Source organism: Pseudomonas sp. NFX1, assembly GCF_051123555.1.
Taxonomy (GTDB): domain Bacteria; phylum Pseudomonadota; class Gammaproteobacteria; order Pseudomonadales; family Pseudomonadaceae; genus Aquipseudomonas; species Aquipseudomonas capeferrum.
The window spans coordinates 3,709,235-3,724,248 of record NZ_CP169366.1 but is presented as its reverse complement, the minus strand read 5'-3'; the positions used below and the strand labels follow the sequence as shown (position 1 = coordinate 3,724,248).

Genomic DNA, 15,014 nt, shown 5'->3' with positions numbered 1-15,014 from the left:
CCGGCCCCGCTACCAAGCCATGACTATCCTGCTCCAGTAAATACTTGTTCAAGGATGACCGCATGGCCAACCCTCATGGCTGCCTGCTCCGTCGTGGAAGATGTTCTGAGCCTGGCAGGCTTTACATACTGACTTCAGTTACCCACCTGCGTCGCCCCTTGTTCCGGAACTTCCGGTTTGCACGCCTGGTGATCCATCACCTTCGCAGAGCAGATCAGGAGCACCACTGCCGATCGTTGGCCTGGGTAGTAATGCCTGACCATATACATTGGCTGCTGGAGCTGAAAGAAGTGACGCTCAGGACATTGATGCAACGATTCAAGTCCCGATCCAGCCATGCTTTGCGCAAAGCCGGAGCAAAGGTTGCACCCATCTGGCAGGCTGGTTATCACGATCACGCTTTGCGCCATGATGAAGAAATAATCAGGGTCGCCAGATACATCATTGCCAATCCGATAAGAGCTGGTTTGGTAGCTAGAGCTGGTGATTATCCACATTGGGATGCGGTCTGGCTGTGAGTGGTGCTGGAGTGCCAAGGGTATGTCGCAGGGTTTGCAGGGTTGAAATCCCGCGCCGCGGGGGCGGCGCTCGATTTGCGCCCCACCGCAAGACCCCCAAATGATCCCAAAAACACTATAAAACCCCAAGGCATCCCCCAGCCGCCCCGCTTGACGTTAAACTGTCATCTCCCCAGCAATGGACAGGAGATCCGGCGTGACCCCACCCCGCAGTTTCCCCAGTGACCTCTGCCTCGACAGCCCCCGCCTGCAATTGCGCCCGATGCGTCATGGCGATGCCGCGCAATGGCTGGCGATCATGGCCGACCCCGAGGTCATGCGTTATTGGCATCATGCACCCTGGCAAGACCTCGCCGAGGCCCAAAGCGCACTGGCCGCTGACCGTGAAGCCTATGCCAATGGCGACCAGCTCAAGCTAGGCATGTACCGCCGTGACAACGGCGAACTGATCGGCATGGTCCAACTGTTCAATATCGACGACGTTTCCCGTCGTGGCGAAATCGGCTACTGCCTGGCCAGCGCCGTGCAGGGCAGGGGCTACATGGACGAAGCATTGACCTGCTTCATCGACTACCTTGCCCATACCCTGCACATGCGCCGCCTTGAGGGCGAAATCGACCCGCGCAACCAGGGCTCGGCACGCACGCTGGAGCGTCAAGGCTTCGTGCTCGAAGGTACCTTGCGGGCGCGTTGGTGCGTGGCCGGCGAGCTGTCCGACTCGGGTATCTACGGCCTGCTGCTGGAGCCACCTGTTGCTTGATGCTGTAGCGAGCATCAACGCCCGCCCGGTATCACACCACCGTAGTAGGCCTTTCGCGGCACCTACTTAGATCTGGAAGCGGGGCAGGGCCTGGGTTATGGTCGCAGCCTGTCCCGTTTTCCCCAGGTGTGCCCCTTGCCCGTTTTCTACCTGAGCATCAGCCTGCTTCTGTACCTGCTCGCACTTTTTTTCGATGGCGCGCTGATGAGTGGCGGCCGCCACATGCCGGCCTTGCAGATGTTGCTGTACGGGCCATGGGGCATGCCGTTCGGGTTGTACCAGTGGTTTGCCAACCCGTTGTTGGCGGTGGCAATTCTTGCCCACCAGCGGTTCCGTCGGATGGCGTTGGTGTGCGGGCTGGCCGCGCTGTATCTGGCCGCCAGCAGCTTTGGCATCGACCGCCTGCCAGACAGCCAGAGCTACGACTTCAATGCCCGCACCGGCTTTGGTGCGGGCTTCTATCTGTGGTTGGCAGCAATCGTGGTGTTCTGCGCGGGCCAGGCCTGGCATTGCTGGAAGGCCCGCAGCGCAGCCGACATGCCTGGCTGGCGCTGGCTTGATGTGGCCTTGATTGCTGCGCTGGGGGTGGCGTTGTATGCCGCCACGCAGATGCCGTCGTTGCGTTTCGAGCCGGGCAAGGTGCTGATGCCGCCGGAGCAACCGCAGTCATTTTGATACTCACAAGGAGGGTTTGCATGATCAAGCATTACCTGGCAGGCCTGGCACTGGCCTGCGTGCTGCCGCTGGCTGTGGCGGACGACTATACGCCGGCCTATGGGCAGTGCATGGACAAGGCCTCCAGCACCCTGGCCATGAGCGAGTGCATCAACGCCGAGACCCACGTGCAGGACCAGCGCCTGAACCGGGTGTACAAGCAACTGATGGGCAAGCTGGATGCCGGGCAGCAGAAGAGCCTTCGGGATGTACAGCGCAAGTGGATGGCCTACCGTGATGGCAACCGTATGTTCCATGTGCAGGCCAGTGGCGGGACCATGGCGCAGCTGGAAGGCGGCACATGCGTGATGGACATGACCCGTGACCGGGCGGCGGAGCTGGAGCGGGTGTTGGGGCCCGTGTAGGAGCGGCCTTGCGTCGCGAAAGGGGCGCGTAGCGGCCCCAAAATATTCGCGGCGAAGCTGAAATCTGGGGCCGCTACGCAGCCCTTTCGCGACGCAAGGCCGCTCCTACGACGAGCGGGCCTTGAGGTATTCGCGCACCTCTACAGCGTCCCCGGCAAACTCGATACGCTCGGCCTTGGCATCGCGCTGATAGGCATACATCGGGTCGTAATACTCCGTCAGCAGCCCTTCGATCCAACCCCTGTGCAAATCCACCGAGCCACAGCGCAGTTGCTCGTCCAGCGCTTCATGCATGACCGCCGACAACCGCTGGAACCGCTCACCGCCCAGGCGCTTGTGGATATTGGCCAGGCTCTGCAGCATGCGCTCGGCGAACAGCCGGCGCCCCAGCTCTTCGCCATGCAGTGCGACGAATTCGGCGCTCAGGTTGACCACGTAGTCGCGCAGGATACGTTCGACACGGTTCTCGAAGCTGTCCTCCAGCCACACCAACGGGTACTGCTGCATGCCTTGGTACAACGCCAGCGGCACCGTGCAACTGCCGACGATACGGCCTTCATCTTCGAGCACGAACTGCTCGATGCCGCGTGCGCGCTTTTTCAGCACATCGACGGCCAGTTTGTTTTCGAAGTCGATCTGCGCAGGTTGCGCCGTGGCGCGTTTGCCGAAGCTGGAACCGCGGTGGTTGGCGTGGCCTTCAAGGTCGAGCACGTTGCTCAGTTGCTGCAACACATCGGTCTTGCCGGTGCCGGTAAGGCCCCCCAGCAGGACGAAATCGCAGTGCTCCACGGCGTCCTGGGTGGTATCTAGCAGGAAGGTGCGCATGGCCTTGTAGCCGCCCTTGACGCGGGGGTAGGCGATGCCGGCTTCATCCCGCAGCCACTGCTGGACGATCAGCGAACGCAGGCCACCGCGGGCGCAGTACAGATAGCCGTCGGGGTGGGCCTGGGCAAAGCTGGCCCAGGCGTGCAGGCGCTCACGCTTGGTCGTGCCTCTGACCAGCTGGTGGCCGAGGGTGATGGCGGCGGCCTGGCCCTGCTGCTTGAAACAGGTGCCGACCTTCTGCCGCTCCAGATCGTTCATCAGCGGCAGGTTGACGACACCCGGGAAGGCACCTTTGGCAAATTCGACGGGCGCGCGCATGTCCATCATCGGCACGTCGTTCAAGAACAGCTGGCGATAGTCGGTGCAGTCGGGGCGCATCAAAGCACCTCGACTGCATGGCCCTGTCGCTCGACCAGGGTGCCGATGGGTGCCAGTGCCAGGCCCAGTTCGGCGGCCACAGCCAGAAACTGCGCTTCACCCTCAGGGCTGACCGCCACCAGTAGGCCACCGCTGGTCTGCGGGTCGCACAGCAGGTGCTTTTGCTCATCGCTCAAGGCGCCGATCTTGTGGCCATAGCTGTCGTAGTTGCGCAGCGTGCCGCCTGGGATGCAGCCCTCGGCCAGGTAATGCTCGACACTCGGCAGGCGGGGGACTGCGGCGTAGTTCAGCCGGGCAGTCAGGCCGCTGCCTTCAGCCAGTTCCACCAGGTGGCCCAGCAGGCCGAAGCCGGTGACGTCGGTCATCGCCATGACACCCTCGAGCTTGCCGAAGCGGCTGCCGGGGGTGTTAAGGGTACACATCCAGTCGCGTGCCAGGCCCTGGTCCTGTTCACGCAACTTGGCCTTTTTCTCGGCGGTGGTGAGGATGCCGATGCCCAGCGGCTTGGTCAGGTACAGTTGGCAGCCTGCAGTGGCGGTGTCGTTGCGCTTGAGGTGGCGCTTGCTGACCACGCCGGTGACGGCCAGGCCGAAGATCGGCTCTGGGGCATCGATGGAATGGCCGCCGGCCAGCGGGATGCCGGCTTCGGCACACACCGCACGCCCGCCGCGAATCACTTCGCGGGCGACTTCCGGCGGCAGCACGTTGACCGGCCAGCCGAGGATGGCGATGGCCATCAACGGGTCGCCGCCCATGGCGTAGATGTCGCTGATGGCGTTGGTGGCGGCGATACGGCCGAAGTCGTAGGGGTCATCGACGATCGGCATGAAGAAGTCGGTGGTCGAGACTACGCCGCGTTCCTCGTCCAGGGCATACACGGCGGCGTCGTCGCGTGAAGCGTTGCCGACCCAGAGCTTGGGGTCCAGGGCCTGGGCGCCGCTTTCGGCAAGGATCACATCCAGCACCTTGGGGGAGATCTTGCAGCCACAACCGGCGCCGTGGCTGTACTGGGTCAGGCGGATTGGCTCGCTCATACGTTCCTCAGCAGATCAAATTGTTGCGCGATTGTAGCAAAGCTGGTCATTACGCCGTGGCCCCTTATACTTTGCTCGGACGGCGTGGCAGCCGCCCCTTACCCCGCCACTGTCCCGGAGAATGCCCATGCTCAAACCCCCTCTGGCGCTCGTCGCCGGCCTCGTGTTGTCCTGCTGTGCCGTTGTCGCCCAGGCCGCAGAAACGCTGCGGGTCAGTGCCATCCCCGACGAAGCACCGACTGAACTGCAACGCAAGTTCAAGCCGTTGGGGGAGTACTTGTCCCGCACGCTGGGCATGGAGGTGAAGTTCGTGCCGGTCTCCGACTACCCGGCGGTGGTCGAGTCGCTGGCCTCGGACCGCCTCGACCTGGCTTGGCTGGGCGGCTTCACCTTTGTCCAGGTGCACCTCAAAGACCCCAATGCCACGCCGTTGGTGCAGCGTGAGCAGGACGCGCAGTTCACGTCCAAGTTCATCACCGCCAACCCCAATGTGAAGAGCCTGGCCGACCTCAAGGGCAAGTCGTTCGCGTTCGGGTCGATCTCGTCCACCTCGGGCAGCCTGATGCCGCGTTACTTCATGCTCAAAGAGGACAAGATAAAGCCTGAGGATTACTTCAGCCGTGTGGCGTACTCCGGTGCCCACGATGCCACCGCAGCCTGGGTGCAGGCGGGCAAGGTCGATGCTGGGGTGCTCAATGCCAGTGTCTGGCAGAAGCTGGTGGATGCCGGCAAGGTCGATACCAGCAAGGTCAAGGTGTTCGCCACCACGCCCACCTATTTCGACTACAACTGGACCGTACGCGGCAACATGGACCCGGCACTCAAGGCGAAGATCAAAAAGGCATTCCTCGACCTCGACCCGGCCAACCCCGAGCACAAGGCGATTCTCGACCTGCAGGCCGCCAGCCGTTTCATCGAGACCAAACCTGAGAACTACCTGGGCACCGAACAAGCCGCGCGCGAGGCCGGCCTGCTCAAGTGACGGCTATTCGTTTGCACGGTGCCAGCCTGCGCCACGGCCAGGTGCGTGCGCTTGAAGCGGTGAGCCTGAGTATCGAGCAGGGCGAGCGGGTCGCGATTATCGGCCCGTCAGGGGCGGGCAAGTCCAGCTTGCTGCACCTGATGGCCACCGCTATCCAGCCCAGTGACGGGGGGCTGGAGCTGTTCGGTGAACTTCCCTGGGAGCTGTCTGGCAGGGCGCGTCAGCGGTTGCGGGCGCGGGTTGGCTTGGTGCACCAGGCGCCGCCCTTGCCGCCGCGCCAACGGGTGGTCACGGCGGTGCTGGCGGGGCGGTTGGGGCAGTGGGGCACCTTGCGTGGCTTGCTCAACCTGTTGTACCCGACCGATGTAGCAGGCGTGCGCCAGGCGTTGGCAGAACTGGGGCTGGCCGACAAGCTGTTCGTGCAGTGCGGGCAGCTGTCTGGCGGCCAGTTGCAACGGGTGGGCATCGCCCGGGTGTTGTATCAGCGGCCGGCACTGCTGCTGACCGACGAGCCGGTGTCGGCGATGGACCCGGTGCTGGCCGACCACAGCCTGGCATTGCTCAACCGTCACGCCCAGGCCAATGGCGTCACGCTGGTGGCCAGCCTGCATGCGGTCGAACTCGCATTGGCCCACTTCCCGCGGGTGATCGGTATCCGTGAGGGGCAGGTGGTGTTCGACAGCCCGGCGGCAGCCGTCAGCCCGCAGATGCTGGCGGCACTCTACGCCAACGAACAATTGGCGCCGCCGCCTACGCCGGGGCCTACGCCTGCGCTGACGGTACAGATCCCGCGATGCTGAAGGCCGATACCCGCGACCCAGCGGCGCTGGCACGGTTGCTGCTGACCCTGCTGGCCTTGGCGGTGTTATGGCCGGGTGTGCAGTTGAGCGAGCTGAACCCGGGTGTGCTGTGGCAGGCCGAGAACCGTCAGCAGATCGCCAGTTTCACCCGGGCGTTCTGGCCACCGGCACATGATGCCGAGTTTTTGCTGCTGTTGTTCGAGGCCACGCTGCAGACCCTTGCCGTGGCCACGGCCGGCATGGCCCTGGCGCTGCTGCTGGCGGTGCCGACCAGCCTGCTGGCCAGCCGCGCCTTGTCGTTGCGGGCCGCCTCGCGCGGCGGCCGGGCCGGGTTGTGGTCGCGGGTGCTGCGCATGCCGGTGCGCGGGCTACTGATCTTTCTGCGCAGCGTGCCGGAAATCGTCTGGGCCTTGCTGTTCGTGCGGGCCGTGGGGCTTGGGCCAACGGCCGGTGTGCTGGCCATCGCCATTACCTACAGCGGGATGCTCGGCAAGGTCTATGCGGAAATCTTCGAGTCGGTCGACCAGCGCCCGGCCCATGCGCTGTTGCAGGCGGGCAGTGGCCGGCTGATGGCCTTCTTCTACGGCATCTTGCCCAATGCCGTGTCGGAGGTGGTGTCCTACACCGTCTACCGCTGGGAGTGCGCGGTGCGGGCTTCGGTGGTGATGGGCTTTGTCGGTGCCGGCGGCCTGGGGCAGCAGATCGACCTGTCGATGCGCATGTTTGCCGGTGCGCAAGTGGCGAGCATGCTGCTGACGTTCCTGTTGTTGGTGTCTTTTGCTGACGTGCTCAGCCGCTTCCTGCGGGCGAGGCTGGCATGAACCGGGTGATCAACCTGCTGGTGCTCAGCGCGCTTGTGGCAGCGGTGGTGGCCTCGTTCGCGTACCTGGAGCTGGACCTGCAGGCGCTGGTGGGTGACGGCGGGTTGGGGCAGATGGCCGAGTATGCGCGGCGCTTCCTGCAGCCAGACCTGTCCGCCGAGCATTTGCGTGCGGTGGGGCGTGGCGCCTTGGAGACCTTGGCAATGTCTGGCCTGGGTACCTTGCTGGCGGTGGTGCTGGGGATGCTGCTGGCGTTGCCGGCGGCGGGCCGGTTCGGCTGGCCGCTGCAGGCCGCGGCGCGGGTGCTGCTCAATGCCTTGCGGGCCATCCCGGAGCTGGTCTGGGCGGCGCTCACCGTGCTGGCAGCAGGGCTTGGCCCGAATGCCGGCACCCTGGCCCTGGCGTTACACACCGCCGGGGTGCTGGGCCGGTTGTTTGCCGAGGCCCTGGAGAACGCGCCAGCCGAGCCTGCGGCCGCCATTCGTTTGCAGGGTGGCAGCCAAGTAGCGGCGTTCTGCTTTGGCACTTTGCCCAACCTGTGGCCGCAGTTGTTGGCCTACAGCCTGTACCGCTGGGAGAACAACATCCGCATGGCCAGCGTGCTGGGGTTTGTCGGGGCGGGTGGCTTGGGGCAGATGCTCTATACCACCTTGAGCCTGTTCCAGGAGGCGCAGGCCAGCACGGTGATCCTGGCGATGCTGGTGCTGGTGTTGCTGGTGGATGCGTTGAGTGATGTGCTGCGCCAGCGCTATGTGCGCGCCTGATCGGGGCTGCAAAGAGGCCCCGACAGCCGTCAGGTCACCCGTTCCCCATGCTGCGCCTCCCGTTGCATCGACTCCAGGTTGCGCTCGATCGTCTCGCAGATGGTATCCATCTGGATCTGGTGCTCGCTGAACCGGAACGGGCTCTGCAGGTCAGTGCCGATGCGTTCGATGGCCAGCAGCATGAACCCCACCACCGTCGAGGCCAGCGGGGTAAACCAGCCCAACGACTCGACCAGCCCCACCGGCACGATCAGGCAGAACAGCGTGATGAACAGCCGTGGAAAATACACATAAGGGTAGGGCAGCGGTGTATTGGCAATCCGCTCCATCCCGCCCTGGGCATTGGACAGGTCTACCAGCGTCGACTCCAGCCGCGCCAGGCGGATGCTGTCCAGGCGCCCGGCCTGGTACTCCCGCGCCAGCAGGGCCGCCGAGCCGCTGAGGATGTCATTGGCGAAGTTGTTCGAGCGGTTGCGCCGCTCGAACTCCGCCGGGGGGATGAACGCCATCAGTTCATCCGGGCAGCGGTCACCCTTGAGGTGTGCCGCCAGGCAGTTCACATAGGCGATATGGCGGCGCAGCAAGGTGGCCTTGGCCGGGTTCAGGCTATCGTCGGGGTCGTCGATCAATGTCAGCGTCTGCCGGGCAAAGCTGCGCGAACTGTTGACCAGCGCACCCCACAACGTGCGCGCCTCCCACCAGCGGTTGTAGGCACTGCTGTTGCGAAAGCTCACCAGCACCACCAGCGCCGAACCCAGCAAGGTCAATGGAATCAGCGGCAGGGTGAACTTGCTGTTGAAGAACAGCATGAAGTCGATAGTGACCAGCACATCCCAGATCAGCAGCCAGAACAGCGACCAGCCGATGTAACCGATGGTCTTCACGACCAGGCGGTACTTGCGGGCGATGATCTCTTTCACACGGGGTACCTCGGTACGCGGGGATGAAGGATCGGACGCCGAGGGGCTTTGAAGGTTCGGTATCGGATGTTGCAAGAGATGTTTGCAGGCGTGTTCAAAAGAAAAAGCTGACTCAGGTATAGGACGTTCCTGAATTTTCTTTGCAAAGGAGAAACGGCAAGGTTGATTGCTTCCAGATCTTGAATTGGTGTATCCAAAAGGATACGAGTGGTGCTGACTTGATGTATGCTGTTCAACAAACTGAGTGCTTTGTCCTTTGGCTCGCCAGCTTGAGAGACTTGAGAGCCAAGCTTGCAGTCGGTCGTAGATTGGAACGCGCGGCAAGTGGAAATCTGGGTGACTACAAGTGTCTTGGAGGAGGTGTGAATGAGCTTCGTATCAATGTTTCGGCAGGCTATCGAGTGTATTTCACACGCAAGGGGGCGAGCGTGATTTTTCTGCTGGTAGGTGGAGACAAATCCACCCAAACCGCCGATATTCTTAACGCCAGGAAGCTGGTGGAGGACATGAAATGAGCGAAAAATTGATCCCTTTTGAGATGGCCGACTTGTTGGACAGTGATGCGGCGATCAGTGAGTACCTCTGCCAGGTTCTATCCGATGGCGATACAGATGAAATTATCCGGGCAATCGGTCATATCGCTCGGGCACGAGGAATGACACAAATCGCTGCGCAGAGTGGACTAGGCCGAGAGAGCCTATATAAAGCGCTCAGCCCAGGAGCGAAACCTCGCTTTGATACCGTTATCAAAGTCATACGTGCTCTGGGTGTGGAGCTTTTTGTGCAGCCCCACGCGGCGTCTCACTGATTGTTTGCAGACTAATTCAACACCTGCCTCATCTGCACCAGCGCCACCCGCTTCCCATCCGGCGCCTGGCGCGCCTCGATGCCGAACGGCACAAAGCCCATCTGTGGATAAAGCAGCAACCCCGCCGTGTTGTGATTGAAGCACGACACCCAAACCTCCCGTGCCGCAAACTGCTTGCGGGCCAGCTCGACCATGGCGTTGACCAGGTAGCTGGCCACACCGTGGCCGCGGGCCGCTGGGGCCACGACCACGTTGCCCAGGGCGCATACACCGCCGTGCTCGGCTTTGTAGAAGTTGGCGAAGGCCAGCACCATGCCGCCGCCTTCCACCACCGTGGACCCGTTGCGCTGGGCGATGGCGTCGGTCAGTTGCGCAGGCGTGAGCGGGTAGGTGGCCTTGGGGAACATGTAGAACAGTTCGTCCGGGCCTTGAGGGAAGCAGCAGATGGCGGGGATGTCATTGGGCTGTACAGGGCGGTGGCTGAGGTGCATGGCAGGTCCTTTTACAGGCGTGTGGCTGGCGCTCACAGCGTAGCACTGCGCATGTGGGCGCGGGCCTGTCGGGAGCGCCTGGCCGCCGTTCAAGGTTTGGCGGCCACCGCCACAAACCCCTTGATCGCGGCAGGCGCATGCGGTTTGGCCTTGCGTGCCAGCAGGTACTGGAAGCGCCGCCATTCCTTGTCGATCTCGCTGTACGACATGAACACGCTGACGCGCTCTTTATCGGCGAGGTCCGGGCGAGCGCGTACGTCGATCTCGTTCTTGGGGATGAACGCGACATTGATACCCACCACCTGGCCGTCATCGGCGAACACCGGCCCGCCCGACATGCCCTTGACCATCGGGCCGTCGTGCAACGAGTAGAAGACACTGCCCGGGGTGCCTTCGAGGCGTACCAGTGATGGCAGGGCATGGCCCTTGCCCTGTACGGGAATCATCAGGCTGTTGAAGCCGACCGCCGTCACCGACTCACCCGGCACGTATTGCCGCCAATGCGGTACCTCACGCGCCTTGTGCTTGAAGAACACGACATCACCGAGGCCCTCGTGGACCACGTTGCGCAGGAAGGGTGTGTGTTTTGCGGTCACTGCGTAGTCTTCGTTCCACTGGATGGCGCTGGCCATCAGCAACATCGGCAGCGGAGCACCTGAGGTGACCACGAAAGCCTGGCTGTAGACGGGATCGGAGACGTAGGACGTTGGCACTCCATTGCACCCACTCAGCAGCATCATTGCCGCCAGACAGGGCACGGTTGTTTTCATGTGTCACACAGTCATGGAAAAATGGGAGCGCAAATATGGCCAAGTGATATCACTCTGGCAATACTTTGTGCATATATCCGACGAGTATCATCTTAAGTAGGGGGGAGGAGGCTAGCCAATAGATTCCAGGCATGGCTGCAGGCCCGGTAGTCAGGCACGCGGCGTCAATTTGATGGGGATCAAGGGCGCGATTATCCTGTACTCATCAGTCGCATGGAGGGTGATGAGCTGTATTGAGCTCTATTTGAGCTCTATTTGAGCTGTATTGGGCTGAATCCGGAGCTGCGATGACATCTGCAAAAATCTGAAAGCCTTCACACGCAGAAGGGATCTCGGATCTGTAGAGGTCTTCCAATAAAAACGGCGATGGTGGCCGGGCCGGCCACGCCTACGAGGCGCTCACAGGCCCGGATGGCTGTCTGACCCTCATGGACCAGGCTGCGCAAGCTTCACGGATTGCCCAATTCGATCACGCTATAGGTGAACTCGTTGGCCAACTTGGCCTTGCCGTGCGCAGAATCGGCGACCTGAACCCGGTCATCATCGTGAACCACCACTACCTGGCGGGCATTCAACGCTACAACGCCTTCCGGTTTGTTATCGAACCACAAGGGCGAGCCGTCGGGCCCGAGAAACGGTAGCGGTATCCCCGAGCTGTCCGGTTCAAGCAGTGACAGTGGCAATGCCCACAAATAGCCACCAATCTGGTCACCCTGCTCATGGCTGGTGGTGGCCAGCAGGCGCTTGTTGAAGGGGTCGTATTCCAGGCTGGAAAGGCTCAGTGGTCTGTCGTCGCCCTGCACGCGCGGTTCGAATTGATAGGCCAGTTCGAAGGCGCCACTGATCACGAGCTCATCAGCCTGCACAGTGATCGGCGCCTGCACGATGGTGAACACGGGATGAGCTGTCGTGTAGTCGCTGCCTTGTTGGCGAATGCCAAGCAACAGGGTGTTCGCAGGGCCGATGGCTAGGCCTTCGACCTGGAAGAATGGCTCGCCTACGATCGCGCTGATCTGCTCACGAATGGCCTCGACTGCACCCAGTTGCCGGGTGTGAGCCGGGTTATCCACAGGCCAGTACAGGATCTTGTTGAACGCAGGGTTTTGCGCTCGGGTGAAGGCACTGCTGGCGACCGCGTAGTGGGTATCGTCGAGTGTGAACGTCGTCAGGCCTTCGAGCTTCTGTGCAGCATCGATCAGGGTGCTGCGTGCGTAGGTGAGGTTATCGAAGTTCAAGGGCAACGGTGTGCTGCCCTCCAGGTCTTCAATGGTAATGGAGAAGATCGCAGACGTAGCGTGGCCTTGGATGGGTTTGTCATTGGCGAAGAGCAACTGATCGCCGACCCTGACGACGGCGGATACCTCGCAGTTTGTATCCGTGCCCGTGTGATGGGCGAGATCGAGACACCGGCCGGTGTAGTGACTCAGGGTGTGTGCTTGCAGTGATGATGATGCATTGGCCGATAGGCTGCCCAGGCAGGCTAGGGTTATGGCCAGGGTGCATGGCAGGTTCATTTTCATTTTGCGGCTCCTTGCACGAGGGATGAAGGCAAGGGCCAGCGTAGGGAAGGGGGCTGAGACGGAGCAGAGGGCAGTTGTGCCAAGGGGCCGTGCGACGGTGCTTCAGGATTGCTAAACGCCAGGCACAAAAAAACCGACCATGAGGTCGGTTTTTTCTGGATTTTGGTGCCCCGAGGGAGACTCGAACTCCCACTCCTTTCGAAAACGGATTTTGAATCCGCCGCGTCTACCAATTCCGCCATCAGGGCTTGTGGCGCGCAGTATAGAGAGGTGCCTCGGGTCGGTCAATCGGGTTTCATGGTCAATTTTCACACATTGGGCTAAACTTCCCGGCCCTGCCGAACCGAACATCATCATGCGCGTCGCCGATTTTTCCTTCGAACTCCCCGATTCCCTGATCGCCCGCCACCCTCTGGCCGAGCGCCATGGTAGCCGTCTGCTGGTCCTCGATGGGCCGAGCGGCGCCTTGGTACATCAGCAATTCACCGATCTGCTCGACTATTTGCGCCCGGGCGACCTGATGGTATTCAACAATACCCGGGTTATCCCGGCGCGCTTGTTCGGCCAGAAAGCCTCCGGCGGCAAGCTGGAAGTGCTGGTCGAACGCGTGCTCGACAGCCACCGGGTATTGGCCCACGTGCGCTCCAGCAAGGCGCCCAAGGTGGGTGCGCAGATTCTCATCGATGGCGGTGGCGAGGCCGAAATGGTCGCGCGCCACGAGACGCTGTTCGAGCTGCGTTTCACCGAAGAGGTGCTGCCACTGCTCGAACGCGTCGGGCACATGCCGCTGCCGCCCTATATCGACCGCCCCGACGAGGGCGCCGACCGTGAGCGCTACCAGACCGTCTACGCCGAGCGTGCCGGTGCGGTCGCAGCGCCCACGGCCGGCCTGCACTTCGACCAGGCGCTGCTGGAGCAGATTGCCGCCAAGGGCGTGGAGCGGGCCTTCGTGACCCTGCACGTCGGCGCGGGCACCTTCCAGCCGGTGCGGGTCGACAAGATCGAAGACCACCACATGCATAAAGAGTGGCTCGAAGTGAGCCAGGATGTGGTGGATGCCGTTGAGGCCTGCCGTGCTCGCGGCGGGCGTGTGGTGGCCGTGGGCACCACCAGCGTGCGCTCGCTGGAAAGCGCGGCGCGTGATGGCGTGCTCAAGGCCTTCAGCGGCGATACCGACATCTTCATCTACCCGGGCCGGCCATTCCATGTGGTCGATGCCCTGGTCACCAACTTCCACCTGCCGGAGTCCACGCTGCTGATGCTGGTCTCGGCCTTCGCCGGCTACCCCGAGACCATGGCCGCCTACGCGGCTGCGGTCGAGCAGGGGTACCGCTTCTTCAGTTACGGTGATGCCATGTTCATCACCCGCAATCCGGCGCCACGCGGGCCCGAGGATCAAGCATGAGTCGCACCTGTCGAATGTCCTTCGAACTGCTGGCCACCGACGGCAAGGCCCGTCGTGGTCGCATCACCTTCCCCCGTGGCACCGTGGAAACCCCGGCGTTCATGCCGGTAGGCACCTACGGCACGGTCAAAGGCATGCTGCCGCGCGACATCGAGGCCATCGGCGCCGAGATGATCCTGGGCAACACCTTCCACCTGTGGCTGCGCCCGGGCACCGAGGTGATCAAGAAGCACAACGGCCTGCACGACTTCATGCAGTGGAAAGGCCCGATCCTCACCGACTCCGGTGGCTTCCAGGTGTTCAGCCTCGGCGCCATGCGCAAGATCAAAGAGGAAGGCGTGACCTTCGCCTCGCCCGTCGATGGCTCCAAAGTGTTCATGGGCCCCGAAGAGTCCATGCAGGTCCAGCGTGACCTGGGCTCGGACGTGGTGATGATCTTCGACGAGTGCACGCCTTACCCGGCCGAGCACGACGTGGCGCGCACCTCCATGGAGCTGTCGCTGCGCTGGGCCCAGCGCTCGAAAAACGCCCACGCCGACAACACTGCGGCGCTGTTCGGCATCGTCCAGGGCGGCATGTACCAGGACCTGCGCATGCGCTCGCTGGAAGGCCTGGAAAACATCGGCTTCGACGGCCTGGCCATCGGCGGCCTGTCGGTGGGCGAGCCCAAGCACGAGATGATCAAGGTGCTGGACTACCTGCCGGACCAGATGCCTGCTGACAAACCTCGTTACCTTATGGGGGTAGGCAAACCGGAAGATCTCGTTGAGGGTGTGCGCCGCGGCGTCGACATGTTCGACTGCGTGATGCCGACGCGTAACGCGCGCAACGGCCATCTGTTCGTCGATACCGGGGTGATCAAGATCCGCAATGCGTTCCATCGCCACGATGAGTCGCCGCTGGATCCGACCTGCGATTGCTATACCTGCACCAACTTCTCCCGCGCGTATCTCCACCACCTGGATAAATGCGGCGAAATGTTGAGCAGCATGCTGAATACCATCCACAACTTGCGCCATTACCAGCGCTTGATGGCCGGTTTACGCGAGGCTATTCAACAGGGTAAATTGGCCGCCTTTGTCGACGCCTTCTACGCCAAACGCGGGCTGCCTGTGCCGCCTTTGGGCTGATTGTCAGCA

The 15,014-nt window shown here is 62.4% G+C and carries 18 protein-coding genes and 1 tRNA gene; 12 read left to right on the top strand and 7 right to left on the bottom strand.

Translation table 11 applies throughout. The features are described 5' to 3' along the window. Positions 1-62 precede the first annotated feature (62 nt). From DJ563_RS16800 to DJ563_RS16785, 4 genes are all read left to right on the top strand, one after another. On the top strand, positions 63-518 hold the full coding sequence (locus tag DJ563_RS16800) for an REP-associated tyrosine transposase (RefSeq protein WP_274100543.1): 456 nt from the start codon (positions 63-65) through the stop codon (positions 516-518). Positions 519-714: 196 nt separating this feature from the next. Then, positions 715-1,278: a GNAT family N-acetyltransferase gene (locus DJ563_RS16795; RefSeq protein WP_274100544.1), complete on the top strand. Its 564-nt coding sequence runs from the start codon at positions 715-717 to the stop codon at positions 1,276-1,278. A 135-nt stretch (positions 1,279-1,413) separates the two neighbouring features. Next, positions 1,414-1,953, top strand: a complete 540-nt coding sequence (locus tag DJ563_RS16790) for a hypothetical protein (protein ID WP_274100545.1) — start codon at positions 1,414-1,416, stop codon at positions 1,951-1,953. A gap of 20 nt (positions 1,954-1,973) precedes the next feature. After that, a complete protein-coding gene (locus DJ563_RS16785) occupies positions 1,974-2,357 on the top strand; it encodes a lysozyme inhibitor LprI family protein (protein ID WP_434518054.1) in 384 nt (127 codons plus the stop codon). A gap of 105 nt (positions 2,358-2,462) precedes the next feature. Here DJ563_RS16785 and mnmH read toward each other — a convergent pair whose 3' ends face one another. Together mnmH and selD are read right to left on the bottom strand one after the other, a co-directional pair. Continuing rightward, positions 2,463-3,560: a tRNA 2-selenouridine(34) synthase MnmH gene (mnmH, locus tag DJ563_RS16780; RefSeq protein ID WP_274098500.1), complete on the bottom strand. Its 1,098-nt coding sequence runs from the start codon at positions 3,558-3,560 to the stop codon at positions 2,463-2,465. Next, positions 3,560-4,594 carry a selenide, water dikinase SelD gene (selD, locus tag DJ563_RS16775; protein WP_434518053.1) on the bottom strand — a complete coding sequence of 345 codons (1,035 nt, stop codon included), beginning with the start codon at positions 4,592-4,594 and terminating at the stop codon, positions 3,560-3,562. Before selD ends, mnmH begins: the two co-directional genes overlap by 1 nt. Before the next feature lie 127 nt (positions 4,595-4,721). Here selD and DJ563_RS16770 point away from each other — a divergent pair, with 127 nt between their 5' ends. The 4 genes from DJ563_RS16770 to phnE are packed head-to-tail and all read left to right on the top strand — an operon-like array spanning position 4,722 to position 7,961. Beyond that, complete coding sequence (locus tag DJ563_RS16770) at positions 4,722-5,576, top strand: putative selenate ABC transporter substrate-binding protein (RefSeq protein ID WP_274098498.1); 855 nt, start codon at positions 4,722-4,724, stop codon at positions 5,574-5,576. Further along, on the top strand, positions 5,573-6,376 hold the full coding sequence (locus DJ563_RS16765) for a phosphonate ABC transporter ATP-binding protein (RefSeq protein WP_434518052.1): 804 nt from the start codon (positions 5,573-5,575) through the stop codon (positions 6,374-6,376). Before DJ563_RS16770 ends, DJ563_RS16765 begins: the two co-directional genes overlap by 4 nt. Beyond that, complete coding sequence (locus DJ563_RS16760) at positions 6,370-7,197, top strand: PhnE/PtxC family ABC transporter permease (RefSeq protein WP_274098496.1); 828 nt, start codon at positions 6,370-6,372, stop codon at positions 7,195-7,197. Before DJ563_RS16765 ends, DJ563_RS16760 begins: the two co-directional genes overlap by 7 nt. Then, entirely contained in the window at positions 7,194-7,961 is a 768-nt protein-coding gene (phnE, locus tag DJ563_RS16755; protein ID WP_434518051.1) for a phosphonate ABC transporter, permease protein PhnE, read from the top strand. The genes DJ563_RS16760 and phnE overlap by 4 nt, the downstream gene beginning before the upstream one ends. Before the next feature lie 29 nt (positions 7,962-7,990). Here phnE and DJ563_RS16750 read toward each other — a convergent pair whose 3' ends face one another. Beyond that, the gene (locus tag DJ563_RS16750) at positions 7,991-8,881 is read right to left on the bottom strand and encodes a bestrophin family protein (protein ID WP_274098495.1); all 891 of its coding nucleotides are present in this window, start codon (positions 8,879-8,881) and stop codon (positions 7,991-7,993) included. Between the two features lie 221 nt (positions 8,882-9,102). On the opposite strand from DJ563_RS16750, the gene DJ563_RS16745 reads away from it, so the two are divergent. Both DJ563_RS16745 and DJ563_RS16740 read left to right on the top strand, forming a co-directional pair. Next, entirely contained in the window at positions 9,103-9,396 is a 294-nt protein-coding gene (locus DJ563_RS16745; protein ID WP_434518050.1) for a type II toxin-antitoxin system RelE/ParE family toxin, read from the top strand. After that, positions 9,393-9,689 carry an addiction module antidote protein gene (locus DJ563_RS16740; RefSeq protein ID WP_274098493.1) on the top strand — a complete coding sequence of 99 codons (297 nt, stop codon included), beginning with the start codon at positions 9,393-9,395 and terminating at the stop codon, positions 9,687-9,689. The genes DJ563_RS16745 and DJ563_RS16740 overlap by 4 nt, the downstream gene beginning before the upstream one ends. 11 nt (positions 9,690-9,700) lie before the next feature. Here DJ563_RS16740 and DJ563_RS16735 read toward each other — a convergent pair whose 3' ends face one another. The 4 genes from DJ563_RS16735 to DJ563_RS16720 form a co-directional block, all read right to left on the bottom strand. Then, positions 9,701-10,180 carry a GNAT family N-acetyltransferase gene (locus DJ563_RS16735; RefSeq protein ID WP_274098492.1) on the bottom strand — a complete coding sequence of 160 codons (480 nt, stop codon included), beginning with the start codon at positions 10,178-10,180 and terminating at the stop codon, positions 9,701-9,703. An 89-nt stretch (positions 10,181-10,269) separates the two neighbouring features. Then, positions 10,270-10,917, bottom strand: coding sequence for a serine protease (locus DJ563_RS16730; protein ID WP_274098501.1), 648 nt, complete (start codon positions 10,915-10,917; stop codon positions 10,270-10,272). A 482-nt stretch (positions 10,918-11,399) separates the two neighbouring features. Further along, on the bottom strand, positions 11,400-12,281 hold the full coding sequence (locus tag DJ563_RS16725) for a hypothetical protein (protein WP_434518049.1): 882 nt from the start codon (positions 12,279-12,281) through the stop codon (positions 11,400-11,402). Between the two features lie 352 nt (positions 12,282-12,633). Then, a tRNA-Leu gene (locus tag DJ563_RS16720) sits at positions 12,634-12,718 on the bottom strand. Positions 12,719-12,825: 107 nt separating this feature from the next. Here DJ563_RS16720 and queA point away from each other — a divergent pair. Further along, complete coding sequence (queA, locus tag DJ563_RS16715) at positions 12,826-13,875, top strand: tRNA preQ1(34) S-adenosylmethionine ribosyltransferase-isomerase QueA (RefSeq protein ID WP_033701201.1); 1,050 nt, start codon at positions 12,826-12,828, stop codon at positions 13,873-13,875. Between the two features lie 14 nt (positions 13,876-13,889). Continuing rightward, complete coding sequence (gene tgt, locus DJ563_RS16710) at positions 13,890-15,005, top strand: tRNA guanosine(34) transglycosylase Tgt (protein WP_077068621.1); 1,116 nt, start codon at positions 13,890-13,892, stop codon at positions 15,003-15,005. The last annotated feature ends 9 nt before the right edge of the window (positions 15,006-15,014 follow it).